This is a genomic window from Fluviispira sanaruensis (assembly GCF_004295685.1).
In the GTDB taxonomy this organism is placed as follows: domain Bacteria; phylum Bdellovibrionota_B; class Oligoflexia; order Silvanigrellales; family Silvanigrellaceae; genus Silvanigrella; species Silvanigrella sanaruensis.
Genome location: NZ_AP019368.1, coordinates 2,526,638 through 2,551,103 on the forward strand (window position 1 = coordinate 2,526,638; position 24,466 = coordinate 2,551,103).

Sequence of the window (24,466 nt, forward strand, 5' to 3'; positions counted from 1 at the left end):
GGGATTGAATCTGAAGTCTGTCGATTGAGATTATATCTAATATAAAATTGGAGAATATACAAAATGTGGCCGTTGACTGGAAAAGAAATATATCAGGCTATTTTAGAAGAATCATGTCCATTTGAAACTTTAGAAAATGTTACTTTAATTGGAGTTTGTACGGACAGTCGTAAATTGAAACCACAACAGTTTTTTGTTGCCCTACAAGGAGAAAACTTTGATGGGCATTCTTATTTACAAGAATGTTTTGAAAAAGAATTGCCTTTAGCTTTGGTCAATAAAGATTCTAAATTTGTAAATGAATTAAAACCAGAGTTTCGTGAAAAATGCATTGAAGTAGAAAATGTATTGATTTCTTTTCGACAATTTGCTCAATTTATGAGGCATCGTTTTCCATTTCCAGTGATAGGAATTGGTGGGAGCAATGGAAAAACGACAACGAAAGAAATGCTAGCCAGTTTATTGAGTGGACCGAATTATAAAGTAACAAAAACCCAAAAAAGTGAAAATGGATTTTTAGGACTCGCTATTACATTGTGTCAAGAAGAACATAATATAAAAGAACAACCACATGCGCTTGTGCTTGAAATTGGTATTGATGAAATGGGAGCAATGCAGCAGCATGTCGATTTAAGCGAACCTGATATATCTGTTTTAACTGCACTTGGGCCCGAACATTTAGAAAGATTAAAAAATTGGGAAAGTGCAGCGAATGAAGAATTATTTTTATTTAGAAATCCATATACAACAAGAATTTGGCAGCTTGCAGATGAAAGAATTTTATCTGGATTTACCCATGATATTAATATTCAATACCGTGGTAAAGTAACGCATCATAAATATCCTTTGTCGATTGAAAAAGATTTTCTTGTCATCGAAAAATGTGAATTTGATCAAGAATACACACAAAGAGATTTTATATTTGAAAATACGGAACGAACTATCGTTTGGGAAATAATTAATGAAACACCTACTAAATCTGAAATTAAATTAGAGATTTTTTCTAAAGAAGGAAAATTATTTACAGAAAGTAATCACATTTATGAAATTCCACTCCCCGGCAAACACAACGCTGCAAATTTTGCCCTCGCTTTTGCTACTGCCATCAAAATGAAACGCACTCCTAGAGAAATATTAGAAGGATGGAAAAATTTTGTCCCACCTCCTATGCGATCTAAAATCTCTACTTTAAAAAATGGAACCATTCTATTTGATGACACTTATAATGCAAGCCCTATGAGTATTGAAGCTGCATTAAATACAATTGAGAATAAAGAGTGGGCAGATAAACCTAAATTAATTATTTTAGGTGACATGCTTGATCTAGGGAGCGAGTCAAAATACTGGCATGAACTGCTTTTTCATCCTCTGAAAAATTTACAGAGGAGCTACTTGTGCCTTTACGGTTCTGCGATGTATGATTGCTTTAAGCTACTAAAAGAAACTGAAGAGACCTTGATTAAAGAAAACAACACGCGGATTTTCTGGCTTGCTGCAGAAGAAGACCCGGTTGCATTTCTTAATATTGAGGGCGTGGATCTTTCTCAGTTTGTCATACTAATTAAAGGCAGTCGAGGAATGAAACTCGACCGGTTGGTGAAAGTCATTGAAGAAAAATGCTGTTGATTTATTAAGATCACAGTTAGAATTGATAAATTTTGAAATTCGGGAGGTGTATTCTATGCGACCTGAAGTTCTTCAAAATGAATTGCTAAAAATTCTCGAAAGTTCTTTTGTCGGAAAACCGTGTGAAGGGAGAGATGATGTCGTTCTTTCGTTAAATGAAGATCAAATGTTCAAATTGTGGAACATTCTTGGTGAAGAACTGGGAATTGATCTTTCTTTAGCCACAGATGATCAAAGAAAATTATTATTTGATGCCTGTGACAATGGTAAACATATTGCCGCCCGTGATTTTAGTTCATTATTATGGCTTGTTTACTATAGTGATGCCGCCTACCAATAGTTTATTTTTAATTAAAAAAAGCAATAATTCAATATAAGTTATATAATCCCAAATTTTTATTTTTCATTTAAAAAATTTTGTATGCGATCCATAATTAATATGTTATGGGTCAATCGTATTTTAAGAATACGATCTCCTTATTTGTTTACAAAGCTTATTCCTTGCAAAAAACCAATAATGGATCATTTTTAACTTGTTTATTAACGAGATAGATTTATACAGCAGGTCATGTTATGTTGAATAAAAGTACTTTTAGAAAATCACTTTTTCAAAAAGTTAAAGATTACTTTAATCCGCATAAAATCCATACAGTGCCAAATTTTCTCAAACGTGCTTATACAATGGGTATTATATTTTTTGTGCTTTTGAGTTTAATTCTTATTCGCTATGCTTGGATTACCATTCTCCCGACCCAACTCAGAGAAAAACTTGTCACTACAGGCACACGTCAATTTGAAACCACTGTGACTTATTCACAGCCGCGAGCAACAATCACCGATCGCAATGGAAAAGTTTTAGGTGTAAGTGTTCCAAGACCCAGTCTTTTTATTTTAACCAAACGAATGCCCGACGATAACGAAACACTTAAAAAAGTTTCTAAACAACTCAATATTCCATTCAAAGAATTGCTGAACTATAAAAGCGATAAACGAAATTTTATTTGGCTCAAAAGGCAAATGTCGCAAAAAGAATTCAACGCCATAGGTTCTCTAAAAAAATGGCAAAACTTTATCGGAGTTGTCGATGAACCAAAAAGAATCTACCCAGAGGGAGAAACGGCAGCTCAATTGATTGGCTTTGTCGGTGCGGATGGCAATGGCTTAGAGGGAATCGAACAAGTTTATAATTCACGCCTTAAAATTAAAAACACGCGCGTAGATGTTCTCCGTGATGCACGGGGTCGTTTGGTGATAGTGACTCCAAATGATGCTTCTAAACCTACACAGAATGTACCAAATTTAAAATTATCCATCGATCTCTCGATTCAACAATTTACAGAACAAGCTTTAAAAGCTGGGGCTATCAATGCAAAAGCCAAAGGTGGCAGCGCCATTGTCATGGATGTCACCACGGGTGAAGTTCTTGCTATAGCAAGTTATCCTACATACGACTTAAATAATCCACCCAATAATAACCCCGCAGCAAGACGCTTCCGTCCCGTCATGGATGCCATTGAACTCGGTTCCGTGGCAAAACCCATGTGGATTGCAAAAGCTCTCGACCTCAATCTCATCTCTAAAAATACTTTATTCGACGTGCGAGGCGGACGCTTAGCCATCCCCGGTGGCAAAATCCGCGACGATCACCCAATGATTACTTTAGATACGCAAGGGGTACTCAGATACAGCAGTAACATTGGGATGTATAAAATTGCACAAAGAATTGGCCGCGAGAAATTCTACAATTCTCTTATGCAAGTTGGTTTCGGCAGATCCCCCGGCACCGGTTTCCCAGGTGAATGGAAAGGCAGAATTCACAAACCCGAATCGTGGAGCGAAATGCGCTTTGCCAATATGGCTTTTGGCCAGGGCTTTGCGATTTCCCCTCTCCAACTTATTCATGGACTCTCTATTATGGTTGGCGGAGGAGTGGATCGCGGTGTTAACTTACTCGCGACGAATTCCAACTTAAATAAAGACTTTGTTGGTCCACCCCTAGAATATGTGTCTAAAGAAACAAGTAAAATGATAAGCAAAATGATGGGTAACGTAACAGAGGAAAGCAACGCTGGCAGAATTCCTGGAGTGCTCGTTGGAGGAAAAACCGGTACCGCCCAGATTTGGTCCACCAAAACCAATTCCTACTCGGAACGCACAGCTGTGTTTGAAGGCATTATTCCAGCAAACAATCCTAAACTCGCCATCGTTGTTGTGCTCGATGAAGTTAAAGTGCGCCCCGCTTACGGGGCAAAACTTGCCGGCCCCGTTTTCACTGAAATTGGCCGCAAAACAGTGCACTACCTCAATTCCCAAGGCGTTTTTAGCGTTGAACCCTATGACAATGCCTATGCTGACAAAAAAACAGCACTTATTGCACAGTAAAAATCTAAGAACTTGACTTTGACATAGTTATAGTCGCAAGTTAGTCTTTCACCAATCAGCTCCCCGCTGATTGATTCTCTCTATGGACCCATGGTGAAGTGGATATCACGTAGGCCTCCGAAGCCTGAAGCGCAAGTTCGATTCTTGCTGGGTCCGCCATAGAGTTATTCTTATTTTCCAAGTGTTTTTATCACCCAGCAAGATAGTCCCAATTTTTGCTGGGGACTGGAAAATATTCAGATACTAGATTTTGCGCATTAATAAATAAAATATCTTTATAGCTTGATTAAAATGCGTTCTAAGATTCTACATTACACATCTAGCAATTCGCTTAACTCTCCCTCAATTTACTTTAAAATTTCAATTTGAAATTGAGATTACGATCATTTGACTTTTTAAATAAATTTAGAGAGTCTAAACTTATGGATATCGATTTCAATTTAATTATGTCATGAACATAAGATCAAAGAATATTCTTTTCATCCTAAAGAAATTTCAAAAGATTTTCAGTTAAATAAAAGGATAATATATGCATACATTGAGAAAAATAAAGTTCTATTTTTTTGTTATAATAATGAGCTCTTATGGTTTATCTTATGCGAATACAGTGCATACGAATCAGTATTCTCTCAATTTTCAATTAAAAACTCCAATTAATATAAAATTAACTGAACAAGAAATGAGTTTTTATAAATATCTATTAATTGATGACTATATTTCTGCTATAAATGGTGCTAAGTCCATTATTCCAAAAGCTTATACTTCGGTAAATCCTGAAATAATACATAAAGAATATGAAAAAAATGAGGCTGCTGGAGATTTAAAATACAAAGATAAAGAAGTTGTTCTAAAAGGAAAGATCAAGACCATTAGTCGCTCTATAGGTGATAATTACTATATTGAGTTTTATTCAGGTAAAAATGTTTTTACAAATACAAAAGCTATTATGAAAAGTGGAAATCAAGAATATTTAGCAACTTTAAATAAAGGAAATTCAGTTACACTTCATTGTATTGGCAATGGATTAACTTTAGGCTCTCCTATCTTTGCTGAATGTCAACCAATTGAAAGAATTGCAATGAGTGAAACAAATGAAAACATTAAAAAATTGCCCAAAATGGAAGAAATCACACAAAAAAAATATTTACTTTCTTCTATATTTTTAAAGATAGCACTTTCTCAATACAAAAAGGATATAAATTGTAATCATTATAGTGATGAAATCAATACTGTGAAAGAATGCATTAATGAGATAAAAAAAATATTTGAAAATTGGATAAAAATAAAAAAATCTTATTCAAAAGAAAAATTTTACAGTATTTTGAAAGAATACAATATAGAAAAAGATGAATATAAAAAAATTAAAGAAAGTATGAAATAAATATTTCCGAACTCCTTTATAATAATTACCCGAATATTTACTAGTTTTTTTTCTTTTTAAAAGAGATCCTTTCTTCAAATAAATTTAAGATTTTAAAATTGAATTTAATTTATTTTTGCAATAGATTTTATTTGAGATATAATTAAAAATTATTTTGATTCTGAATACGTATCCATAAATTAATTAAGCTCTATTCTTTTGTTTCACATGTTCCGTTAAAATCATTCTGATATAAGAATTGGTGGTTAAACCTTTTTCTCTTGCTAAAGTGGCAATCGTTATTTTTAAAGAATCAGGAAGCCGGATGGTTGTTGGAGCGCCACTTATGTTTGCTTTTTCTCCTACAGCATGTTCGAAGCTTTTCCCTAGTTCTCCTTTTTCCCACTTTTCTTGATAACCATCATTGAGATATTCTTCAGCTTTTTTTATTTCATCTTTATCTTTTAGAACGGTAGTTTTTCGATTTTTTTTCATAAATTATAATCTCCTCTTCATCTGCGTCATATGCTGTTCGAACATACGCAACATCTGTATTAGGAACAGGTTTAATAACTACTTTTAGTAGCCTTCCATCACAGGTTTCGCTTATAAACCAGTAAGTTGGTGGCACTGACTTATGGTCTTCTCTATCATCGAGTACCCAAAATCCTTCCCAATTAAAAAATGCTTCTTCAATTTCTTCTACACTCACTGGAGGACATTTACATATAAGCTTTTCACTAATTGCAGGAGCAAAAAGAAGACGTTCCAATTCCATATGTTACCTCTACATGCTAAATATTACTAAAAACTACAAAAGATGTCAATTGTAATACAAATGAAACTTTTAACTCGTTAAATTTGCTTGGATTAATCTTTAAAATTTAATCAAAATTTTTGATACAGACATATGAATCTCACTGTAGTAAGACGCATATTACTGCCTCTTTCGCAGTGGTTCTTAAATACTTTTTTATGCGGCAAATACCTTAAAGAATGATAACTATGACTTCCTATAAAAATGTTTTTAAAGACATATTCATTTCCTTGCCGAATACCATCGCCCAAATTTACATTGCAAATATTCAAAGCTGTGACCCAGTCAGGGGAGGCAATTGTTGCAAAATTCATAATTGCGCTCCTTTAAATGGCTTGCCTTTTCTTTGTTCTTGCTCCTCAATAAAAGCCTCAAGCTTTAAACGTGTGGCATGTGAACATGCTCTTCCTCTTGCAATACTTGTTAAGGTTTGCCTTGTGATACCTGAACGAATGCCTAGTTGAGTTATATTGCCACACATCCTTAAACCCTTCTTAAGAGCCTGTACGGCTTGCTCAAGATATTTTTCTTTGCTCGAAATCTTTTGAGTGCTTGCTGTATCCATTACTGAAATCCCTTTCATATATGCGCTTACTTGCGCTTTAATTGCAGAGCGAAATGCTCTCTAAAAAAATAGTGCCGATAACGGAACGGACTGTCTAAATTAAATGGGCACGGAAAAATCGATCGTATTTAGCACTTATACATATTGAATTTTGGAATAATCTTAAAAAAAATGGGTATTAAAAATCTATTTAAATAATTGTTATAAAAGAAATATATTTGTTTGATTTTTTTACCATATAGATTTGAGCAAACAATGGAAAAATAATGCGTCGAAATTTAGAGAATATAATTTCATCGAAAATTGATCTAATATAGTGCAAATTAATTTTCTTTATATAATAATACTCAAAATATTAATAAGTTAACGGATTGTCACGAGGAGAAATGGTTTTAGACAGTCCGTGTCCTAATGCCTAAGTAAAAAAGTTGCTTTTCCCTCTACTTAATTTAAAAGTGCTACAAAAAAGCACAGAATAGGTGATAAAAAATCATGATCTTTACATTAACTAAAATTCACTTTTGATATATTAAAATATTGATAAAACTATTCCAAAGGACTTATTAATGAACGAAGTTGATTTAAGTAAAAAGAAGAAATCTACTGCAAAATGGGCTAAGAATTTATTTGCTTTAAATAAAAACAAAAAATATTCGCTAGAAATGCTTTCAAAAGTTACAGGAACAAAGCCAGTTACAATTATAAAATATTAAGATTATTGGGAAATATATCCTTGTGAATATGTAAAAAAAGGAGGAACAAGAATATCACTTTATGATCCGAGTAGTATTATCAAAGGCTGCAAAAGGGCTTTTGAGAAAGGTAAGGGTCCTGTTATTTTTTCTCAAGAAATTTTTATGGCAAAGGTTCGATTATTTATAAAACTATTCAATCATCCTAATAAAAAATATTATGAAGATATATTAAGTTAAAGTTTATTTTAAATTAACAATTGATAATCTGATTAATATTAAGTAAGTAAAATTTTAAATTCTTTTGTTATTATTAAATATTTTTCCGAATAGTTGCTCTAAAATTTATAAATAATAATTTAATCATATGAAGATTTTTTTATTAACTCTCCAAATTCCTTGAAAGTAGTGTTTACCCTTATATTCCATGTAAAGGTCTTAATAGTTCCATCTTCATCAATATGTCTTTCTGAATCTTCATAATATCTAGAAACGCTTTCTTTTAACGTATCGCAAATAATTCCTAAATTTTTTGCTTTTACAGCCCATACTCCATAAAACTCTGTAAGATCAAGTATTTGAATTTCATATTCTCTATTAAGATCTACTTGCTCTTTGTCAATTTCAATATATACAATGCCTTTATTATTATCATAAGAGTATAAATTTTCATTTAAAAAATTTCCTAATTCTTTTAATTCCAAATCTATTAAACTTTCAGATACAAGAAACATTTGTTCTTCGTATTGAGTTGCAATTCTATTTTCAGAAATAATTTTTGAGGTCAAAATGGCAATTACTCTTGGACCTATATTTTTTGATGCAGACATAAATACTTTTCTGTATGATTCAAACAATATTTCAGATTTTATATCATCATTTATTATTTCATCAATCATCTTTTTGACATCATTTTCTAAAACATTTGAAGAAGACACAATTAACTCTTTACAAAGCGTGTTTAAAAAAACATTTACTCTATAGCTACTCCATTTATCAATAACAAAATTTTTAAATTTTGAAAGAATATAATCTGATAAAATACCTAGTGCTTTGTGTCCAATAACTTCTAACATATTTTAGTCCTTGATAAAGTGACTTATTAAGTAAAAGCAGTACTTAAAATAATTTTAAATATAAAAATCAATTGAATTTATAAAAAAAATCTAAAAAAATGTGCTATAATATTAGCAATGATTAGGTTTTTCTATTTTAAGGCACAATTAAAATTTTGAAATATTATGTAATTCAAAATTATTAAGATGTTGACATAAGTATTGCGATGTAATTAACTCATTTTTTACATCAAATTTTTGTGGATTAAAGGAGCATAGATTATAATTGCAGTTTAATCCTACTTCTAATACAGCTGATAGATATATAATACCTTCAAAGCCTAAACTTTTAAAAAAATCTGCAATTCTATTTGTAAATAAATATTCATTATTTCCAGAATGTTTATAAATTGGTTCACTGATTTTTAATTCTAAAAAGTAAAGAAATTTTAAAAAATCATAATCAGGAATATCTTTATATGTTAAACCGAAATTAGTATTTAAACGTATTAAATTTGTCGTTTTTAATACTTCAAATTCTGCATAGCAAAACCATTCTCTATTTCCTTTAACTGTTTCAGCTATTGCTATATTAGCTTCATTATGTTGTCCATATCCAAAGCTTAAATAAAGATAAGAGATTCCTTTCTCATTGAATCGTCCTGGTTCAGAGATGTTTTTTTCAGGTGGGTTTTTAATATCACTTTTTAGTCTAAAAATATTTTTAGGTATTCTTGTTGTTTTATAACTGCGGACTCTCCAAAATTTATAATTATTTGAATCTTTATCTAATGTAAGTGTTAATGCTTTTCTATGTTTATTAATTTTTCCTTTAAACTTTGGTAAATTAAAATTATTTTCTAACTTTTCTATTTCATCATTTAATTCTTTATAAAGTTCATTATCTTTTAAAATTTCAAGATTTCCATTATAAATTTCTGATAAAGAGTCATTAAAGGATAGATCAAGCATTATTTGTATCTCCTATTTTATTTAATAAAATCATTTTTTTATATTTTAAATAATAATCTCAGTCAAGAAAATTATTATATTATTTATTTTTTAGACTTTTTTATTGTATGATAATTTTAGTAAATTCATGATATTGAATATTTATTTTATAACCGAGTTTATTTAATGCATATTTTTAATATAATAAAAAATAATTAATTAAAATTTTTTTAATTAATTGATCAACAAAATGTTAATTTTTTTTAAACATTTCTTGTAAATTAATAGTTCTGTTAAATATTGTTATGAAACTTAATTTTTATCATTTGATATTGGTATTCCATTTTAATATTTAAATATATTTGGTTATCTTGCGAATAAAAAATATTTAAATAATTCGTTTGATATAATAATACTTCTGATTTATAACTATATCTGTCTATTTTCAAATTAAAAATTCTAACTTTTTTATTGATTGGATTAAGCTTAAATGGGGTCCAAAGCAAATTTTATTCAAAATTAAATCGATCCATTTTAATTTTTATTTCAATAGTGTAATGATCTGCTCCAAAAGAAAAGCATCTTTTTGAATATTAATATTTAAAGAGATATTGGAGATTTTTTTATTTTAAATACTATCTAATTAATCGTAATCCACCCTAAAGTGAATATTTTTTGTAGAAACAGCTTTAGAAAATCAGTCGTTAGGTTGCCAATATTTTTAGTAGAATTATTTTTTTAATTCAAACTTATCAATTATATTTTTATTAGTATAAGAGATAAAGGATTGGTAAAATTTACAATTACTTTTTTTACTTTCTATTATATTAATAATTTTTTTCTTATCATTATCTGAGGTTTTAATTCCAAATATGATACCTTCTAAGTCATCAATAATAAATTTTTTCTTTCTATTTTCTATATTATCAAATTTATTTCTGTCCAGTATATTATCCTCAATTAATCTTAACTCTTGTTCATAACTCCAAGGTTCTAACTTAGTTGAAATTGATTCAAAATAAATTTGCCAATATTTATTAATCCATTCTGGATTTTCTCTATAAATTTCATGAATTACTTTACTATCATTTCCATTTGAATCTTTATAAAATTCTTTTGATTCTTCTGGTGTTAACATTCCATGGCTAGTCGCAAAATTAGTGCTAGGAAAATCAGATAATATTTTTTTATATTTTACTTTAATGAAATCATGCTTTCTAACTCCTAGGAGATTATCGCCTAATGTATATATATCTTCATTAGATTGTATTTTAAAATTTAAATCATGTAATTTTATAAATTGAGAATTTTTATGAATTCGAGTTTTAAATATTAAACAAATTCCCTTATGTGAGTCTGCATAATGAGACCACATTAAAACACTAGTATAAGTTGCAGAAAAACAGGAAATACGAGTTTTTGGAAAACATAAATGTTTTATTTTTTCAAAATAATCATTGGTAAAATTTAAATAATCTATATAATTTTCAAGATATTTTTTCAAAGGTGACTTTTTATTCATTGCGAATTTATCATACATGTCTTTTAATTCTGAATTATTATCAAATGAATTAAGAGTTTTTATTTTATTTTTAATTTTTATTATTCCATCTATAATTTTAGAGTTTTCATTGATACTGTTTTCATCGTAAGTAATATCTTTAACTATACAATATGCTATAGAGGTTATAAATTCTGTAAAATAATATTTTAATTCTTGTTCTGTAATATCGGAATTACTACTTAATATACAATTTATTTTATTGATTATATCATGGCTTAAAAATTTCTCTAATTTATCATCATACGTTAGAAATGAAGAATTTTGTAATTTAAAATTTATTACATTAGTACTTTTATAGTTATGATAAATAAAAATGTTCAAAAAATATATTCTAAGAAAATTAGTACTGTATATTTTATCTGCATTAAATAAATAATTTTTATACTCTTCTATAGGATCGTTTAATTCTTCAATAGAAGAGAAATAGACTTCTTGGTTTTCAAGTTCCTTATGTTCAAAAATACTTTTAGCCGATCTAAAACGATAAACAGAGGAAAAATTCATACAGTCCCTTCCTATTTCTTATAACAAAATATTAACTCTTTGGGGCTTCTCAATTTAATTGGTCTACATAAATTATTCCTGAAGGGTATAAGTTAAAATGTAAAAGTCATTTTTCTTTTATTATACCAATACATGCAGGTTCTTTGATTTTTAAAGCATACATACTTTCAATTTGATTGTAGTATTTTATTGGTTTTTGAGTTACAGGATCTCGGTCAGGTTAGTTAGTATATTCTAATTCTAAAGATTGTCAATTTAAGTTTTGTGCAATTGACTTCTGAGCTATTTAATTTTACTGCACGAAAATAAGAAGATTTCAAATTCTAAAGCGTTGTGCAGGCATGTTCTGGCTTCAGTGAAGATCATTTCTGAAAATGACATATGTATATTTATAAGAATATTTATCGAATTTAGAGCAAAAAATATTAATTTTATTAATTACCCTTTGTTCTAATCCATTTAATTAGACCGCTATCTTTATTTAAAAGAGACTGATACTCTTACACATTTTCATTTTGTAACACTTTATAGACTAAATTATAAATAAAATAACATTGAATAGTAAAATTAATTTTAATCCTTGTCAGGGCTTGGTTTAAGCTGGATCTTTGCTCAAAATTTATTCAACCTTTTTAATTTTCATTTCAATACCCAAAATCCCAACCCATCCCCATTCACCCTCAACCTTTGCCGATGATGCCGATGATGCCGACAAAGCCGATGAAAAACTCTATGCGCAGAAATTTTTTTTCCAGTCCCAATTCCATTGCTTTACGTTTGTGCAGATCTGTTACAAGTAAGAGGTGTTGTTATTGATAATAAAAGATATTTATTTTTAAGGTTTTTTACCACCTTAAGGAACGCTTGAGCTAAGGCCAGTTCGATTCTTGCTGGGTCCGCCATAGAGTTATTCTTATTTTTCAAGTGTTTTTAGACACTCTTAAACCTGTCATTATATTTCTCGGAACAAAAATATTTCGTTGAGTTAAAGCATTAGTAAATAAATCCAAAACCGATGACTAATGCGGGGAGTCGTGGTTGTTAGCCACCCTACCACAGAAGAGTTTTGGTGTTAAGATTTTACTTTAAGGAATCATTGATTGGAAATCAAGGTTATTTGAATACAGAGGTTCTGGTAATCAGATCGCAACTGAACTGGATAATTGCGTCTAGCGGGATACTCTACTATGCTAAAGTAACATATTTTTCATCGCTATTATCGCATTGCGGCATAAATTAGAGGAGCATCACTTTTGATCCAAGTAAAATATATTAACCTATTCATATATTTTATTTGTTTGATATTCACTTCATTTTCTACCTCTAAAGATTTAAAAAACATAGAAATAGTCACAGAGGAGTATCCACCATATAATTATTCTGGCAAGGATGGAAGAGTTATTGGAATAAATACTGAAATTATTCAGGCTGTTCTAAAAGAAATTCATGTTTCAGGAAATATAACTGTTTATCCATGGAAAAGAGCACAAAAAATTGCACAGAATAATCCAAACATATTAATATACTCAATGGTTCGAAATCCGACTAGGGAAAAATTATATAAATGGGTTGGAAAAATAAATAAACAAAGATTTAATATTTATTCAAAGAATAAGAATATTAATCTTTCAAATATAGATGAAGCTAAAAAATATATAGTTGGAGTTTATAGTGGTGACATATTAGAGATTTTATTTTTGCGCCATGGATTTATTGAAGGAAAAAACATGTATGTTGCTCAAAAAAATGAAAGTCTTTATCAAATGCTAATTAAAGATCGAATCCAGCTTTGGCCTATCGATGAAGCTGCAGCCAAGTTTTTGGCTAAGAAAAATAATGAAAAAATAGGAAATCTTAGCATTGCATTTAAAATTCCCACTCAAGAATTAAGCAACACTGACCTTTATATGGCATTCGGTAAGAAAACCTCCGATGAAATAGTAAAAAAGTTCAAATACGGACTTGAAAAAATAATAAAAAATGGAACATATCAAAAAATTCTAAATAATCATTCGTTTAGTTCAACAGACTAGATAGTAGAAAAGTAAAAATATTATGTTTCTTTTAAAACTTTGGATGGTAGAATGCTCTTTAAAGATAAGCACATACCGTAGTTCTTCAACGTAAGAAGGATATTATGGTGTATAAATAGCTATAGACATAGGGTATGAAAAACCATAACCAGTTAATCCACAATTATCTAAAGAGCCATCGCTTTGAATATTACACATACTCACAGAGTAATCACCGCTATTCACAATATAAGCAAAATTATTATAAATAGCTATATCACTCGATCCGTTAAATCCAAAAGTTGTTGCATTACAATTCGCTAAACTTCCGTCTGAGGCAACGTTACAGTTACTCACTGAATTACTCCCTGCGTTTACTATATATGCGTTGTTTTTATTAAATGCAATTCTTCGTGGGCTACTAAAACCAGAACCTGTATAAGCACAATTGCTCAATACGCCGTTATTAATTGAGCAAACTGTTACGTTATTATTTCCAATATTTGTAATATATGCTAACTTATTGCGAATAGTAATTCTCCAAGGATTAGAAAGAAATAAATTTAAAACAGAACGACATCCTCTTAATGTGCCATCAAAATTTTGTGCACACGAAGATACTGAGTTGTTTGCATAGTTTGTAAGATATGCATATCCTTTAGTAAAAGCCATACCCATAGTATTCGGGCTTACGCTAAACTGATTGCAGAGTGGAAGCATACCATTATATGTTACTGGACAAGAGCTGATTGTGCTTGAATTATAATTCGATAAATATGCATTATTATTGTCGAAATCTATTGTATATGGACTATTTGCATTATTTGCTGTTTGAATACAGCTGCCAAACGTACCATCGCTATTTACAACACACGATGTAACCCCGCTACCTGAATTATAGTTTGATATAAACGCATACGTTATATTTTGACTTACAGTAAACGTCTGTGTTTCTCTCAAAGTATTTACATCAACACTGTATGCGCTCATACTAAATATTGATAATAATGTAGAATAAGCCAAGATTTTTTTAGACAATGAAAAAATCATAGTACCTCCTTAGTTAAAATTTTTCTACAGAACAATAAATGGTATTAAATGAATAATTAAAATTCAAATTGACAAAATATTGACTTCGATTAAGAAAATTTGGAAAAATATTTCTGAATGCATTTAATGACTTTTTTTTAAAATTGTAAAATATTTATATTTTCAAGAACAGCGCATCTAAATAAAGTTCGTATTTTCATGGTCTATAAAAAAATATTTAGTTAATAAATGGAGAATATCATTACTTAACTACACTTAAAAGTATATTGAGCTTTTTTAATCGGTGTGGTTTGTGCATTTGTCAAACCATATTTTGAATTATCAACTTTAGTTTCAGATCCTTCAACAACTTCATTCATTTTAACTAAATTTGCCTTCTTTCCACAATATTTATCTGCCTCTTCTTGAAATTTATCTTTCGATACCCACGTTTCACCTTGCAGAGTCACTGTATTTGCTTCTTTATCAAATCCCACTGTTTGTACAAAAACGCAACCAGTAAGCATAATAGCAGCCATTGAACATACTAAAATTTTCATAAAAAAATTCTCCTTCCAGAATATTTTAAAATAATTACTTTATATTTTAACCACTAAAGACTAAATATTAATAATTGATTTATCTAAAATAAATCCTTTCATTTTTTAAATAACCGATTATTAACATAAAAGAACAATTTAATAGAAACCTTCTTTTACGACATTGCTTTTTGCTATTTTACATACAAAGAAAGAGAGTTCAATTCCTTAGCTAAATTTTTTAATAATCATTATGATTTTTTTATTAAATTTTTTACTAAAAAAAGAAGTTCAATTATTTTGAAACTCGAATCCCATTTTTTATGGAAAATTTTAAATACAAATTATAGATTTTTAGTAAATTCTGAAACAAAGTTTCTTTTTTATTAAACAGAACCTAAACAATATCTTAGAAAATCTTTTTTTGCATAAAAAGACATTGAGTGAAACTCAACTCCTGTTATAGGACATTTGATCCTTGAATTTCTAGTTCCTTTTCTACGAAGCTGTACATATTTATTATTTTCATTTTTGCAAGAATAAGATGAAATTTTACCGTTAGCAGTAATATCTTTTATGCTCTCCCATAAAGTTTGTATTTCATTCTTTAGACTCTTATCATCAATATTAAATGGTTGAATTTTAATTATACTTGCATCTTCTTTATTACGATACTCACAACCTAAAAGTAAAAGACTCTTAATAGTATTCCATAAATCTGAATCTTCAAAGTTTTGTGTTATAATAATTCTTGGATCAAGTTTTGTTAAAGCCATTGTTTCTATAGGTTCAATTGAACTCTTATTTAATTTTACTTTAACTGATTTCATGCAATAGATACTTTCTTCTTTCTCACTTCTATTTTTAATATCACTAGCAATTTTAGATAAAGTAATACCTACCCATCCTTTATTTATATTTCTTCCCTTTTTAATAGTTACTCCATAAAATTTAGCAAACTCAGATAGTTTTTTCTCTCTTAATTTTTCTTTAAAAATATTAACAAAACTGATTCTATCATTTTCTAAAGACATGAGTATCCCTCGTTATATTAAGCATAAATAGCATCTATATTTTACAAAATATCAAAATTTTTAAGTTTTTATACAAATAATTTCAATTTATATTGAAAAAAAGTAACAACTATTGAAACATATTTTAAAAACTAAAAAAGATAATAAGCCTTTTTATAGGCATGCCATCAAGTTATATTGCCCTATTTATACACCAGACAAATTTTATTGCAAATCCATTATGTGAATAATTTCATTGATCTTATTCTGATGCTTGAAGTTTTTAGAGCTCATTATATCATCCAAACACAATTCCAAGCCTCAATCCAAATCATTCAAAAGTAAGCAGTTGAAGTCGACAAAGTCGGAGAAAATCTCTAAGCGTAAATAATTTTTCAGCCCCAAATACACTACTGTTGTTGTCGGTGAATAAGATATTTAGAGAATTGAGGATCACATGAGAGAAAACCAGATCGATTACTTCTCGGTCCAGCAAAGGGTTATTTATAAACTATTATTTCATAAAAAAACTATAATTTAATTTTTAATTTAGCTAAATAATTTTATAAAATTAAATTAAATTTATACTTCATTTTTAAATTAAGCAGATAAATTAAAATTATTTTTATAATTTAGTTGTAAATTAAAATAGTAGATTATGACATTCTATGAATATTTTATTAAATTCAAGATCAATGGCTTTTCAAATAAATTAAAGTACCATGTTAAATGCGGATTGAAGAAAAGTTCGTCCTTCATTCTTTTAAATAAATAGGAGAGTCACTATGATACGACTTTTGAGATCTTTCATAACAATATTTTTCGGATTCTTAATTGTAAATATAAGCTATGCTCTAGAAATAGGCAAACCTGCTCCTTTATTTTCTTTAAAGAATCAAGAAGGAAAAATAATTTCGTTACAAGATAACAAAGATAAACAGTGGACAGTTGTGTATTTTTATCCAAAAGCAGGAACTCCTGGATGCACAACACAGGCATGCGCTTTTCGCGACTCAATTAAGGTTATAAAAAATAAAGGTGCTGTCGTTTATGGTGTAAGCACAGACAGTGTTGCTTCTTTGAAAGAATTTCACGAAAAACATAAGCTCACTTTTGATTTATTAAGTGATGCAGATGCACAAATAACAAAAGCCTATGGAACAAAGATGGCTGTTATGAACATGTCCAAAAGAATAACTTTTATTATTGATGATAAATTGGTTATACGCAGTATTGATGAGAATGTTGATCCTGCTCTAGATGCAAAAAAAGTGGCAGAAAAAATTTCGGAATTGAGTTCCAAAAAATAAAGATAAGATTTTACGACTTTAAATTTCATTAGATTATTTAAATTCTAAAACTAAATAACGGTATAATCTGTTAAGAGTATGCTCTAAAAAGCACAACTCGTAAGAGACAAAAAAAAATTATTATATATTCTTCTTTTTCGAAAATTATTTAAAAATTTTAATTCTTAGCATCACTTAAGCTAGACTTAGTTTAGCGTAAAAATTTTTGGGAGGTACCAGATATGTACAAACTTAAAGTTAACTTATCTAGATCGATTGAGAAGGCCAATATGGATGATCTTGGCATTATTTTATAGCTAAAGCATCGAATCTATGAGTTAAAGCAGAACCAATTTAAGAAGAAAAGCGCAAAATTCTTGATAATGCTAACGATGTTTTTATGAGCTCAGTATCTATCTGGAAAATGATAATAAAAATGAATTTAGAAAAATTAGATATTGAAATAGATGATTATAATAACATATTTAAGAAAACTAATTTTATTGAATTACCACTAAAATTTGATCACATTCTGTCATTAAATGGGTTGCCTGAAATTCACAGAAATCTATTTGATCGCTTACTTGTTGCTCAAGAAATGCCTGAACCGTTTAGGTTAATTACAGCAGATGCATTAGTCAAAAAATACTCTGATTTAGTTGAGCTAGTTTAATAATTGTCTGAATCATCATTTATAGTTGATGTTTTCCATTAAAGAATAGTAAGAAATTCAGCAAATTCTAAACTTTCATAGTGGTCATAATTGAACACAAAATATTCACTGAGCTCCAAGTGTACCAATCCATCGCAATTCTTTATTTGATATAAATTTGGTAATTAAGGGATTAAAATGGTTGGGGTCACACCAAGTGGGGTAATTATAACAGTAATTCCTTAACCTTTTCTTGATGAAAACATGTCATCTTGAAATGAGGATTGCGATCAATTTAGCAGATTGATACTTTAAAAAATCCTTGACTTTAATATTAATCGTATTTAAAGATACACGCGTTATTATTCAAAGCAATTAAAATAATAACTTGTAATTTATTATTGAGAGTCAAATATTCTTTTTTAAATTTATGGAAATATATATGAATATCACAAAAAAAGTTGGATATATTCTTCCAATTTTATTATTAAATAGCCAAGTAAATGCTCATGTTATCTATTGTACAGATGAACAAAAAAGAACAATATTTGTTAACAAAATTGACAATTTTAAAACAAATTCCCGTGGAAAATATCAATTAAAACGTAAAAAAGTATTTTTCGATAAAAATGTTAAAATTAATGAAAAAAACTATAAGTATTTTTATGCTTATGACAATCCTGAGTTAAAATCTATCGCAGATTTAGCGCAAACATGTTCCAATTTTATTGAAAAATGTACCAATAAAAACCCTAAAATAAATGAACCGTTATATCTAAATGCGTCTTCTTCATTGTGTTCGAATCTCCTTGCTACGAGTGCTTGTGCTGTTTGCTCAACTTTGACTGTAGGTGCTGCAGCAGCATGTTTAGGTTTATGTTGTTTGGCAGCAGCAGAAGGAGGTGGTGGTGGTTGCAGTGGAGGTGGAGGTGATTGTTGTAACCCTTTTTCAGTATATACGTATGGTGGTACTTGGCACTTCAGGGATTCTGCCTCCATAATGGTTACAAATAAAAAATTAAATCTTAATTATATTTGTCCTAATCAGGAGTTCAAAATGGGTTGGGATATGGATTCTCCTACAACTATTACCACTGAAAATGGACATTTTGTTATAGACAGAAACAGTTTTTCAATAAGAGACTCAAAAAAACCGTGAATATAAAAAATCCCTACGAAAGTAGGGATTTTTTATTTAATTTTTCATAATTATCGAATGTCAACTTAATCGGGGTTCATTGTAAACACAAGCTATTTAATAAAAACAATAAAATTCGAAACTCACAGTAATAATTAGAAACATTTTCTCGCAATCAATTACTCATAATTTTCTCTTCCAAAATATTTTTCAAATTGCTCTTCATTAAATTAAATCCATTGGCTGTTTTCTTACCAGCAAAGAAACTAAATATAGGAACTAGCCACCCTGTGAAAATCTCTCCATAGATAAATTCAGTCGTTCCATCTCCGATATCTGTTAATCAAAAATAATGTTCACCACGAAATAACCAACGATATCCAACGTGTGCATGTATTTTAATATTTGTCTCTATTTTCATTTTTTCTCCTATTTATATTCAGAATATATATTCTAAACGTATAGTGAAAAAAATTTTTTCAAGTTTTTTATTAAAAATAAAAAAATGCTTTTCTTTAACAAAACTGCATTCGCATCTCAAGTTGAAATTCTCATTCTAAACTATAATTATTTAATCACATGATAAAAAATATGTCTCATATTCTTTTAAAAAAATTTGCTCAACCATATAGCGTACTCATATAATTATTTTCAAGATACTCAAACAACATTTTAATATGATATATAAAAATCGTAACTCGATCTGATTTTTTCAATGTAAAAATATAAAGCAAAATGAGGAGAACTCTATGTCTACTTTATTCGAACCGATTAAAATGGGTGATTTGTCATTAAACAATCGAATTATTTTAGCGCCCCTCACACGTTGTCGTGCGAATTATCAAAGAGTGCCAAATGACCTGATGAAAAAATATTATTGCCAAAGGGCATCATTTGGCATGATTATCACAGAAGCGACTTCAGTTGATCCTCTCGGCGTTGGTTACCCTAGAACTCCTGGTATTTGGAGTGAAGATCAAGTGAAAGCTTGGAGAAATATCACAGATGCTGTGCATGAAAAAGGCGGAACCATTGTTATTCAATTGTGGCATGTTGGGAGAATTTCCGATCCATATTATATAGGACAAGCTCCTATTGGACCAAGTGCCATTGGAGCAAATCTCAAAATTTCTTTAATTCGTCCTGAAAAAAAATTCGACACTCCCCGAGCAGTTACTATAGAAGAGATAAAACAGTTGGTCGAGATCTACAGAAATGCTGCAAAGAATGCGAAAAGAGCTGGCTTTGACGGAGTAGAATTGCATGGTGCAAATGGATATTTACTAGATCAATTTTTGCAATCAAAATCAAATATTCGAAGAGATCAATATGGTGGGTCAATAGAAAATAGAGCGAAATTTCCATTAGAAGTCGTAGATGCCGTTATTGATGTCTGGGGAGCAGGTCGAGTCGGTTATCACATTGCACCGAGGTGTGATGCGCATGATATGGGTGATGAAAACCCACTCGCAACTTTTAGTTACCTTGTTTCACAGTTATCAAAGCGAAATATTGCTTTTATATGTGCACGTGAATATGAAGCAAAAGATAGTTTAGCACCTAACTTAAAAAGTCTTTTCTCTGGTAAATTTATTTTAAATGAAGGGTTTACTAAAGAATCTGGAGAAAATGCAATACAAAATGGCCATGCCGATGCCATCGCTTTTGGGAAAATATCTATTCCAAATCCAGATTTGCTGCAAAAATTTAAAATGGGTGAAAAATTAAAACAACCCAATCCAAAACAGTTTTATAATGAACATAAATACTTATTTGACTTAGCAGAATCTTTGCCAAAAGAAGGTTATTATGAAGCGGATAAAATGGGGTATACAGAATATATCCATTAAAAAGATCTATTCAATTTGGTCATGATTTAATTTAAACCTTAAAAGATAATTAATAGAATTATGATTTTATTAAAGAATAATATTTATTTAAAAATAAATCTTTTCAGATAATCTCCTAGAAATCTTTCAAAATATCACGCCCAAGTCTAATTCTTTCATCACCAATAGATTTATTTATAAGAATGACAACACCTATTTTTTCTTCTGGTATATATGCCATATAACTTGACATTCCGTAGCCAGATCCAGTTTTATCTATAAATATTTTATTTTTTTCAAAGGATTTATTTTCAATTATTTTTATTTTATCGAATACTGGATTCCCATTTTTGTCAAAATGAGTGAAATATGTATCGCCTGTCGATTTTTCTAATTCTGATAGAGTATGAGCTTGCCAAGCAAGTTGTTCACAGGAAATTTTATCAATAAAGCAATATTTATTTTCATGCACTAAAGGAATAGCTTTAGAAAGTACTTTATCATTAATTGAAACATAATTGATATGAGAATTTAAATATTTTGCCATATCAGAAATTGTGGATTTCAATGATGCCGCTGCAAACCATATTTCTATACTTCTACTATATGGTACAATATTATTATTTTTATCATGCCCTAATGCAATATACTTTTCCTTTTCTTTTGGCACATTTAAGTAGGTAGAAGTCATATTTAATGGTCTTAAAATTTTATCTTCTAAAATCTCTTGATAATCTTTTGCATAAACATTTTGTAAAACATAACCAACTGTTCCTATACTTGCATTCGAATAGCTATATTCGCTTCCAACAGCCTTCTGAACTTTGAATTGTTGTAAATCATTCACAAGAGAAGTATAAGTTTTTGGACGTGGGTCAAAATCAAAAGGTAATGAGGATACGTGGCCAAGCAAATGACTTGAAGTAATTTTATTTAGATTTTTTTCATTTTTTAACTCAGGAAAATACTTAATAAAAGGATCGTCTAAATTCAATTTTTGTTCAACAGAGGCAATTGCAGCTATGGTTGCTGTAACTGTTTTTGTAAAAGATGCAATTGTATAGATTGTATCACTATTTGTAGGAATTTTTTCTGTTTTATTAGAAAATCCGTAATTAAAAATAAGTGATTCATTTTTATTTAAAACTGCTATTGACATACCATCAACTTTATTTTTCTCCATAAATTCATGCGCTAATTCATCAATTTTTTTATTTGATAATGCGTAAGACTCCTTTGGTATTAAAAAAATAAAACTAATAAGCATAAAATTTTTAAATTTAATCATAAATTACCTTCCATTATAATTATTTAATTTAGTGCACAAAAATCTAATTCCCTATTCTGAGAATTATAAAATATTATCCCATATAAATCACTTAATTTATAGGAAAAAATAATTCTATATAAGGAGTTCCTTATAAAAGGAGACTCATTTTTTTGCAAGAAATAAGTTCAAATTTTTTTTAAAGAAAAAGTAATTTGTTGCAATGAAACTGAAGAGGCTGTAATAAATTTAAAGGTAACTTGGCTAAACGCATAGTAATGGGCAAGTAGAAAAAAACTAATATCTGAGCGTTTTTTATGCATTTTAATATTATTTTATCTAGCTGAATAATCCTATAAAACATTTACAACAGTCCATTCCACTGTTCAAAGTAAATAAAAGAGAAAATTATGAATAAATTTTTCAAATTATTAATTAATACTGCATTAATAATCAATGCATTTTACAATCAAAAAACTTTTTCACAAACGAAAAAAAATAAAGAAATAAGATCTAAAATTCAAAGCTTCATCAATGATATTGAATCAGAGAAAAATCAACAACAAGGTTTTGCTTTAGCTATCTTATATAAAGGTAATGTTATTTATAAAACAACTTCTGGTTTCCAAAAAGGAAATAAGAAACCCATCACATACAGTACATTATTTCCTTTAGCATCATTATCTAAAACAGTTTCTGCAACTTCAATAGCTTTGATGGTGGAACAAGGTAAAATAAATCTTGATAAAAAATTTAAATTGCCTTACCTTAAAAATCCTGTAAATTTTACAAATATATTAAGTCATTCTACAGGTTATCATTTTTCAGGGAATAACCAAATAGAACAGGGAATCAGTCGTGCTAAACTTTTAAATATTTTAAAAACAAAAAAGCCGAATTGTAAGCCTGGAAATTGTTTTCTTTATAGCAATGCTACATTTAGCTTGATTGAAGAAGCTCTAAATTTAAAAAAATTAAATTTAAATTTTCTCATACAAAATCTAAATAAATCATTAAACACTCAAGAAATAAAATTATTAAAAAAAGATATCACAAAAAATATTGCTTATCCACACAAGAAAGTTAAGATTGCCGGAAAAAATAAATTTATTCCACAACCATTTCCTCCTTATTATCCCAAAATAACGCCAGCTTCTGCAGGTATTTTTGCTTCAATTAATGGAATGATTGAAGTATATAAGCTTGCTTTTGGTTATAAACCAAATCTCATATCAAAAGCGACAGCAGAGCGTATGACGAGACCCGTTATTTTAAACAAAAAAGTTTTTAAACTGAACATAGTCTCACCTGATGAAAAAAGAAAACTTGAGTCATATTATGCTCTCGGGTGGCGAGTTCTAAAAGAGAAAAACAAGAAAGATAAAGATTTAATTTACCATCCAGGATATATTAATGGGATAAAATCATTTATTGGATTTATCCCTTCAAAAGATCTTGGAATAATCATTTTAACTAATCAAGAATCAAAATTTGCATCGCGAAATGGATTTAATTTCTGGAAATTGGCTACCAATGACTCGAAGTTTGAGAGCATATTCTGATTATTTAAGATCGTAATGAGTGCCAAGATTACTGACTACGCAGTCCGCATTGTTCTGCCTCCAATCCATACGATTCAATTGTCCAGGTCCATAAGCTGAAATTACAAATATACAAGCATATTTATGGTTAGGTACAAGAGCTAATGCCCCATCATTTCTAACCGCAGTGAAAGAATAAATGGAGTTAAATGATTTTTCTGTTGTAACTTCCATACCTACTTTTCTTGTTCTATTTGGAGGTATTTCAAACTTGTTATTAATATCAATTTGATTGCATGATTCATCTAAAAAATTTACATTATCTTCATACAATCGTGAGATTTGAATAAACCAACCGTAATTCATATCTTTATTATTTAATGTATACCACACATGAACACTTGAGCAGTTCGTTTCCTGTGTTATTTCATTCGAATCATTTGTTGAATATTTAGATTTATCTATTAAATAATTTCTGGAACCATTTGGAGGATTTAATCTAGAAAATGAATATGCATTCATAGTAGGTAATAAAAGTGCAAGGACAATCGATTTTAGATATAATTTTTTCATAATGTTTATCTCCTTCTATTTATGTAAAAATTTTATGTCTGAGTATTTTAAAAAAGGATGAATATAAT

At 29.2% G+C, this 24,466-nt stretch carries 23 protein-coding genes and 1 tRNA gene; 12 read left to right on the top strand and 12 right to left on the bottom strand.

Annotation, left to right across the window (positions count from 1 at the left end; translation table 11 throughout):
- The first annotated feature begins 63 nt into the window (after positions 1-63).
- From EZS29_RS10610 to EZS29_RS10630, 5 genes are all read left to right on the top strand, one after another.
- Complete coding sequence (locus tag EZS29_RS10610) at positions 64-1,626, top strand: Mur ligase family protein (RefSeq protein WP_130610154.1); 1,563 nt, start codon at positions 64-66, stop codon at positions 1,624-1,626.
- A 55-nt stretch (positions 1,627-1,681) separates the two neighbouring features.
- Positions 1,682-1,966 (top strand): hypothetical protein, encoded by a 285-nt coding sequence (locus EZS29_RS10615; RefSeq protein WP_130610157.1) that lies wholly within the window; start codon positions 1,682-1,684, stop codon positions 1,964-1,966.
- Between the two features lie 233 nt (positions 1,967-2,199).
- Positions 2,200-4,008: a peptidoglycan D,D-transpeptidase FtsI family protein gene (locus tag EZS29_RS10620; protein ID WP_130610161.1), complete on the top strand. Its 1,809-nt coding sequence runs from the start codon at positions 2,200-2,202 to the stop codon at positions 4,006-4,008.
- Between the two features lie 84 nt (positions 4,009-4,092).
- Positions 4,093-4,167: transfer RNA gene (locus EZS29_RS10625), tRNA-Arg, on the top strand.
- A 370-nt stretch (positions 4,168-4,537) separates the two neighbouring features.
- Positions 4,538-5,389: an OB-fold protein gene (locus tag EZS29_RS10630; RefSeq protein ID WP_130610164.1), complete on the top strand. Its 852-nt coding sequence runs from the start codon at positions 4,538-4,540 to the stop codon at positions 5,387-5,389.
- A 183-nt stretch (positions 5,390-5,572) separates the two neighbouring features.
- Here EZS29_RS10630 and EZS29_RS10635 read toward each other — a convergent pair whose 3' ends face one another.
- The 4 genes from EZS29_RS10635 to EZS29_RS10650 form a co-directional block, all read right to left on the bottom strand.
- A complete protein-coding gene (locus tag EZS29_RS10635; RefSeq protein ID WP_130610167.1) occupies positions 5,573-5,863 on the bottom strand; it encodes a hypothetical protein in 291 nt (96 codons plus the stop codon).
- A complete protein-coding gene (locus EZS29_RS10640) occupies positions 5,826-6,146 on the bottom strand; it encodes an ADP-ribosyl-(dinitrogen reductase) hydrolase (RefSeq protein WP_130610170.1) in 321 nt (106 codons plus the stop codon). Before EZS29_RS10640 ends, EZS29_RS10635 begins: the two co-directional genes overlap by 38 nt.
- 110 nt (positions 6,147-6,256) lie before the next feature.
- Positions 6,257-6,499 (bottom strand): hypothetical protein, encoded by a 243-nt coding sequence (locus EZS29_RS10645; RefSeq protein ID WP_130610174.1) that lies wholly within the window; start codon positions 6,497-6,499, stop codon positions 6,257-6,259.
- Positions 6,496-6,750, bottom strand: a complete 255-nt coding sequence (locus tag EZS29_RS10650; protein ID WP_130610177.1) for a hypothetical protein — start codon at positions 6,748-6,750, stop codon at positions 6,496-6,498. The genes EZS29_RS10645 and EZS29_RS10650 overlap by 4 nt, the downstream gene beginning before the upstream one ends.
- A gap of 566 nt (positions 6,751-7,316) precedes the next feature.
- Here EZS29_RS10650 and EZS29_RS15945 point away from each other — a divergent pair.
- Positions 7,317-7,463 carry a hypothetical protein gene (locus EZS29_RS15945; protein ID WP_172603896.1) on the top strand — a complete coding sequence of 49 codons (147 nt, stop codon included), beginning with the start codon at positions 7,317-7,319 and terminating at the stop codon, positions 7,461-7,463.
- A gap of 338 nt (positions 7,464-7,801) precedes the next feature.
- Here the strand turns inward: EZS29_RS15945 and EZS29_RS10655 are convergent, their stop codons facing one another.
- From EZS29_RS10655 to EZS29_RS10665, 3 genes are all read right to left on the bottom strand, one after another.
- Positions 7,802-8,518, bottom strand: a complete 717-nt coding sequence (locus tag EZS29_RS10655) for a hypothetical protein (protein ID WP_130610180.1) — start codon at positions 8,516-8,518, stop codon at positions 7,802-7,804.
- A 147-nt stretch (positions 8,519-8,665) separates the two neighbouring features.
- Positions 8,666-9,469, bottom strand: coding sequence for an RES family NAD+ phosphorylase (locus EZS29_RS10660; protein WP_130610183.1), 804 nt, complete (start codon positions 9,467-9,469; stop codon positions 8,666-8,668).
- Positions 9,470-10,178: 709 nt separating this feature from the next.
- Positions 10,179-11,516, bottom strand: coding sequence for a DUF2971 domain-containing protein (locus tag EZS29_RS10665; protein ID WP_130610186.1), 1,338 nt, complete (start codon positions 11,514-11,516; stop codon positions 10,179-10,181).
- 1,253 nt (positions 11,517-12,769) lie between these two features.
- Between EZS29_RS10665 and EZS29_RS10670 the strand changes: the two genes are divergently transcribed.
- Positions 12,770-13,549, top strand: coding sequence for a substrate-binding periplasmic protein (locus EZS29_RS10670; protein WP_172603897.1), 780 nt, complete (start codon positions 12,770-12,772; stop codon positions 13,547-13,549).
- Between the two features lie 102 nt (positions 13,550-13,651).
- Here EZS29_RS10670 and EZS29_RS10675 read toward each other — a convergent pair whose 3' ends face one another.
- From EZS29_RS10675 to EZS29_RS10685, 3 genes are all read right to left on the bottom strand, one after another.
- Entirely contained in the window at positions 13,652-14,578 is a 927-nt protein-coding gene (locus tag EZS29_RS10675) for a beta-propeller fold lactonase family protein (protein WP_130610192.1), read from the bottom strand.
- 245 nt (positions 14,579-14,823) lie between these two features.
- The gene (locus EZS29_RS10680; protein ID WP_130610195.1) at positions 14,824-15,117 is read right to left on the bottom strand and encodes a hypothetical protein; all 294 of its coding nucleotides are present in this window, start codon (positions 15,115-15,117) and stop codon (positions 14,824-14,826) included.
- A 365-nt stretch (positions 15,118-15,482) separates the two neighbouring features.
- On the bottom strand, positions 15,483-16,130 hold the full coding sequence (locus tag EZS29_RS10685; RefSeq protein ID WP_130610198.1) for a MutH/Sau3AI family endonuclease: 648 nt from the start codon (positions 16,128-16,130) through the stop codon (positions 15,483-15,485).
- A 764-nt stretch (positions 16,131-16,894) separates the two neighbouring features.
- Between EZS29_RS10685 and EZS29_RS10690 the strand changes: the two genes are divergently transcribed.
- From EZS29_RS10690 to EZS29_RS10705, 4 genes are all read left to right on the top strand, one after another.
- A complete protein-coding gene (locus EZS29_RS10690) occupies positions 16,895-17,419 on the top strand; it encodes a peroxiredoxin (protein ID WP_130610201.1) in 525 nt (174 codons plus the stop codon).
- Between the two features lie 379 nt (positions 17,420-17,798).
- Positions 17,799-18,071 carry a PIN domain-containing protein gene (locus EZS29_RS10695; RefSeq protein WP_130610204.1) on the top strand — a complete coding sequence of 91 codons (273 nt, stop codon included), beginning with the start codon at positions 17,799-17,801 and terminating at the stop codon, positions 18,069-18,071.
- Positions 18,072-18,492: 421 nt separating this feature from the next.
- A complete protein-coding gene (locus EZS29_RS10700) occupies positions 18,493-19,209 on the top strand; it encodes a hypothetical protein (RefSeq protein ID WP_130610207.1) in 717 nt (238 codons plus the stop codon).
- A gap of 728 nt (positions 19,210-19,937) precedes the next feature.
- Positions 19,938-21,038, top strand: coding sequence for an alkene reductase (locus tag EZS29_RS10705; RefSeq protein ID WP_130610210.1), 1,101 nt, complete (start codon positions 19,938-19,940; stop codon positions 21,036-21,038).
- Between the two features lie 115 nt (positions 21,039-21,153).
- Here EZS29_RS10705 and EZS29_RS10710 read toward each other — a convergent pair whose 3' ends face one another.
- Positions 21,154-22,305, bottom strand: coding sequence for a serine hydrolase (locus EZS29_RS10710; protein ID WP_130610213.1), 1,152 nt, complete (start codon positions 22,303-22,305; stop codon positions 21,154-21,156).
- A 389-nt stretch (positions 22,306-22,694) separates the two neighbouring features.
- On the opposite strand from EZS29_RS10710, the gene EZS29_RS10715 reads away from it, so the two are divergent.
- Complete coding sequence (locus tag EZS29_RS10715; RefSeq protein ID WP_130610216.1) at positions 22,695-23,846, top strand: serine hydrolase domain-containing protein; 1,152 nt, start codon at positions 22,695-22,697, stop codon at positions 23,844-23,846.
- Here EZS29_RS10715 and EZS29_RS10720 read toward each other — a convergent pair whose 3' ends face one another.
- Positions 23,847-24,398 (bottom strand): hypothetical protein, encoded by a 552-nt coding sequence (locus tag EZS29_RS10720; RefSeq protein ID WP_130610219.1) that lies wholly within the window; start codon positions 24,396-24,398, stop codon positions 23,847-23,849.
- Between the last annotated feature and the right edge of the window lie 68 nt (positions 24,399-24,466).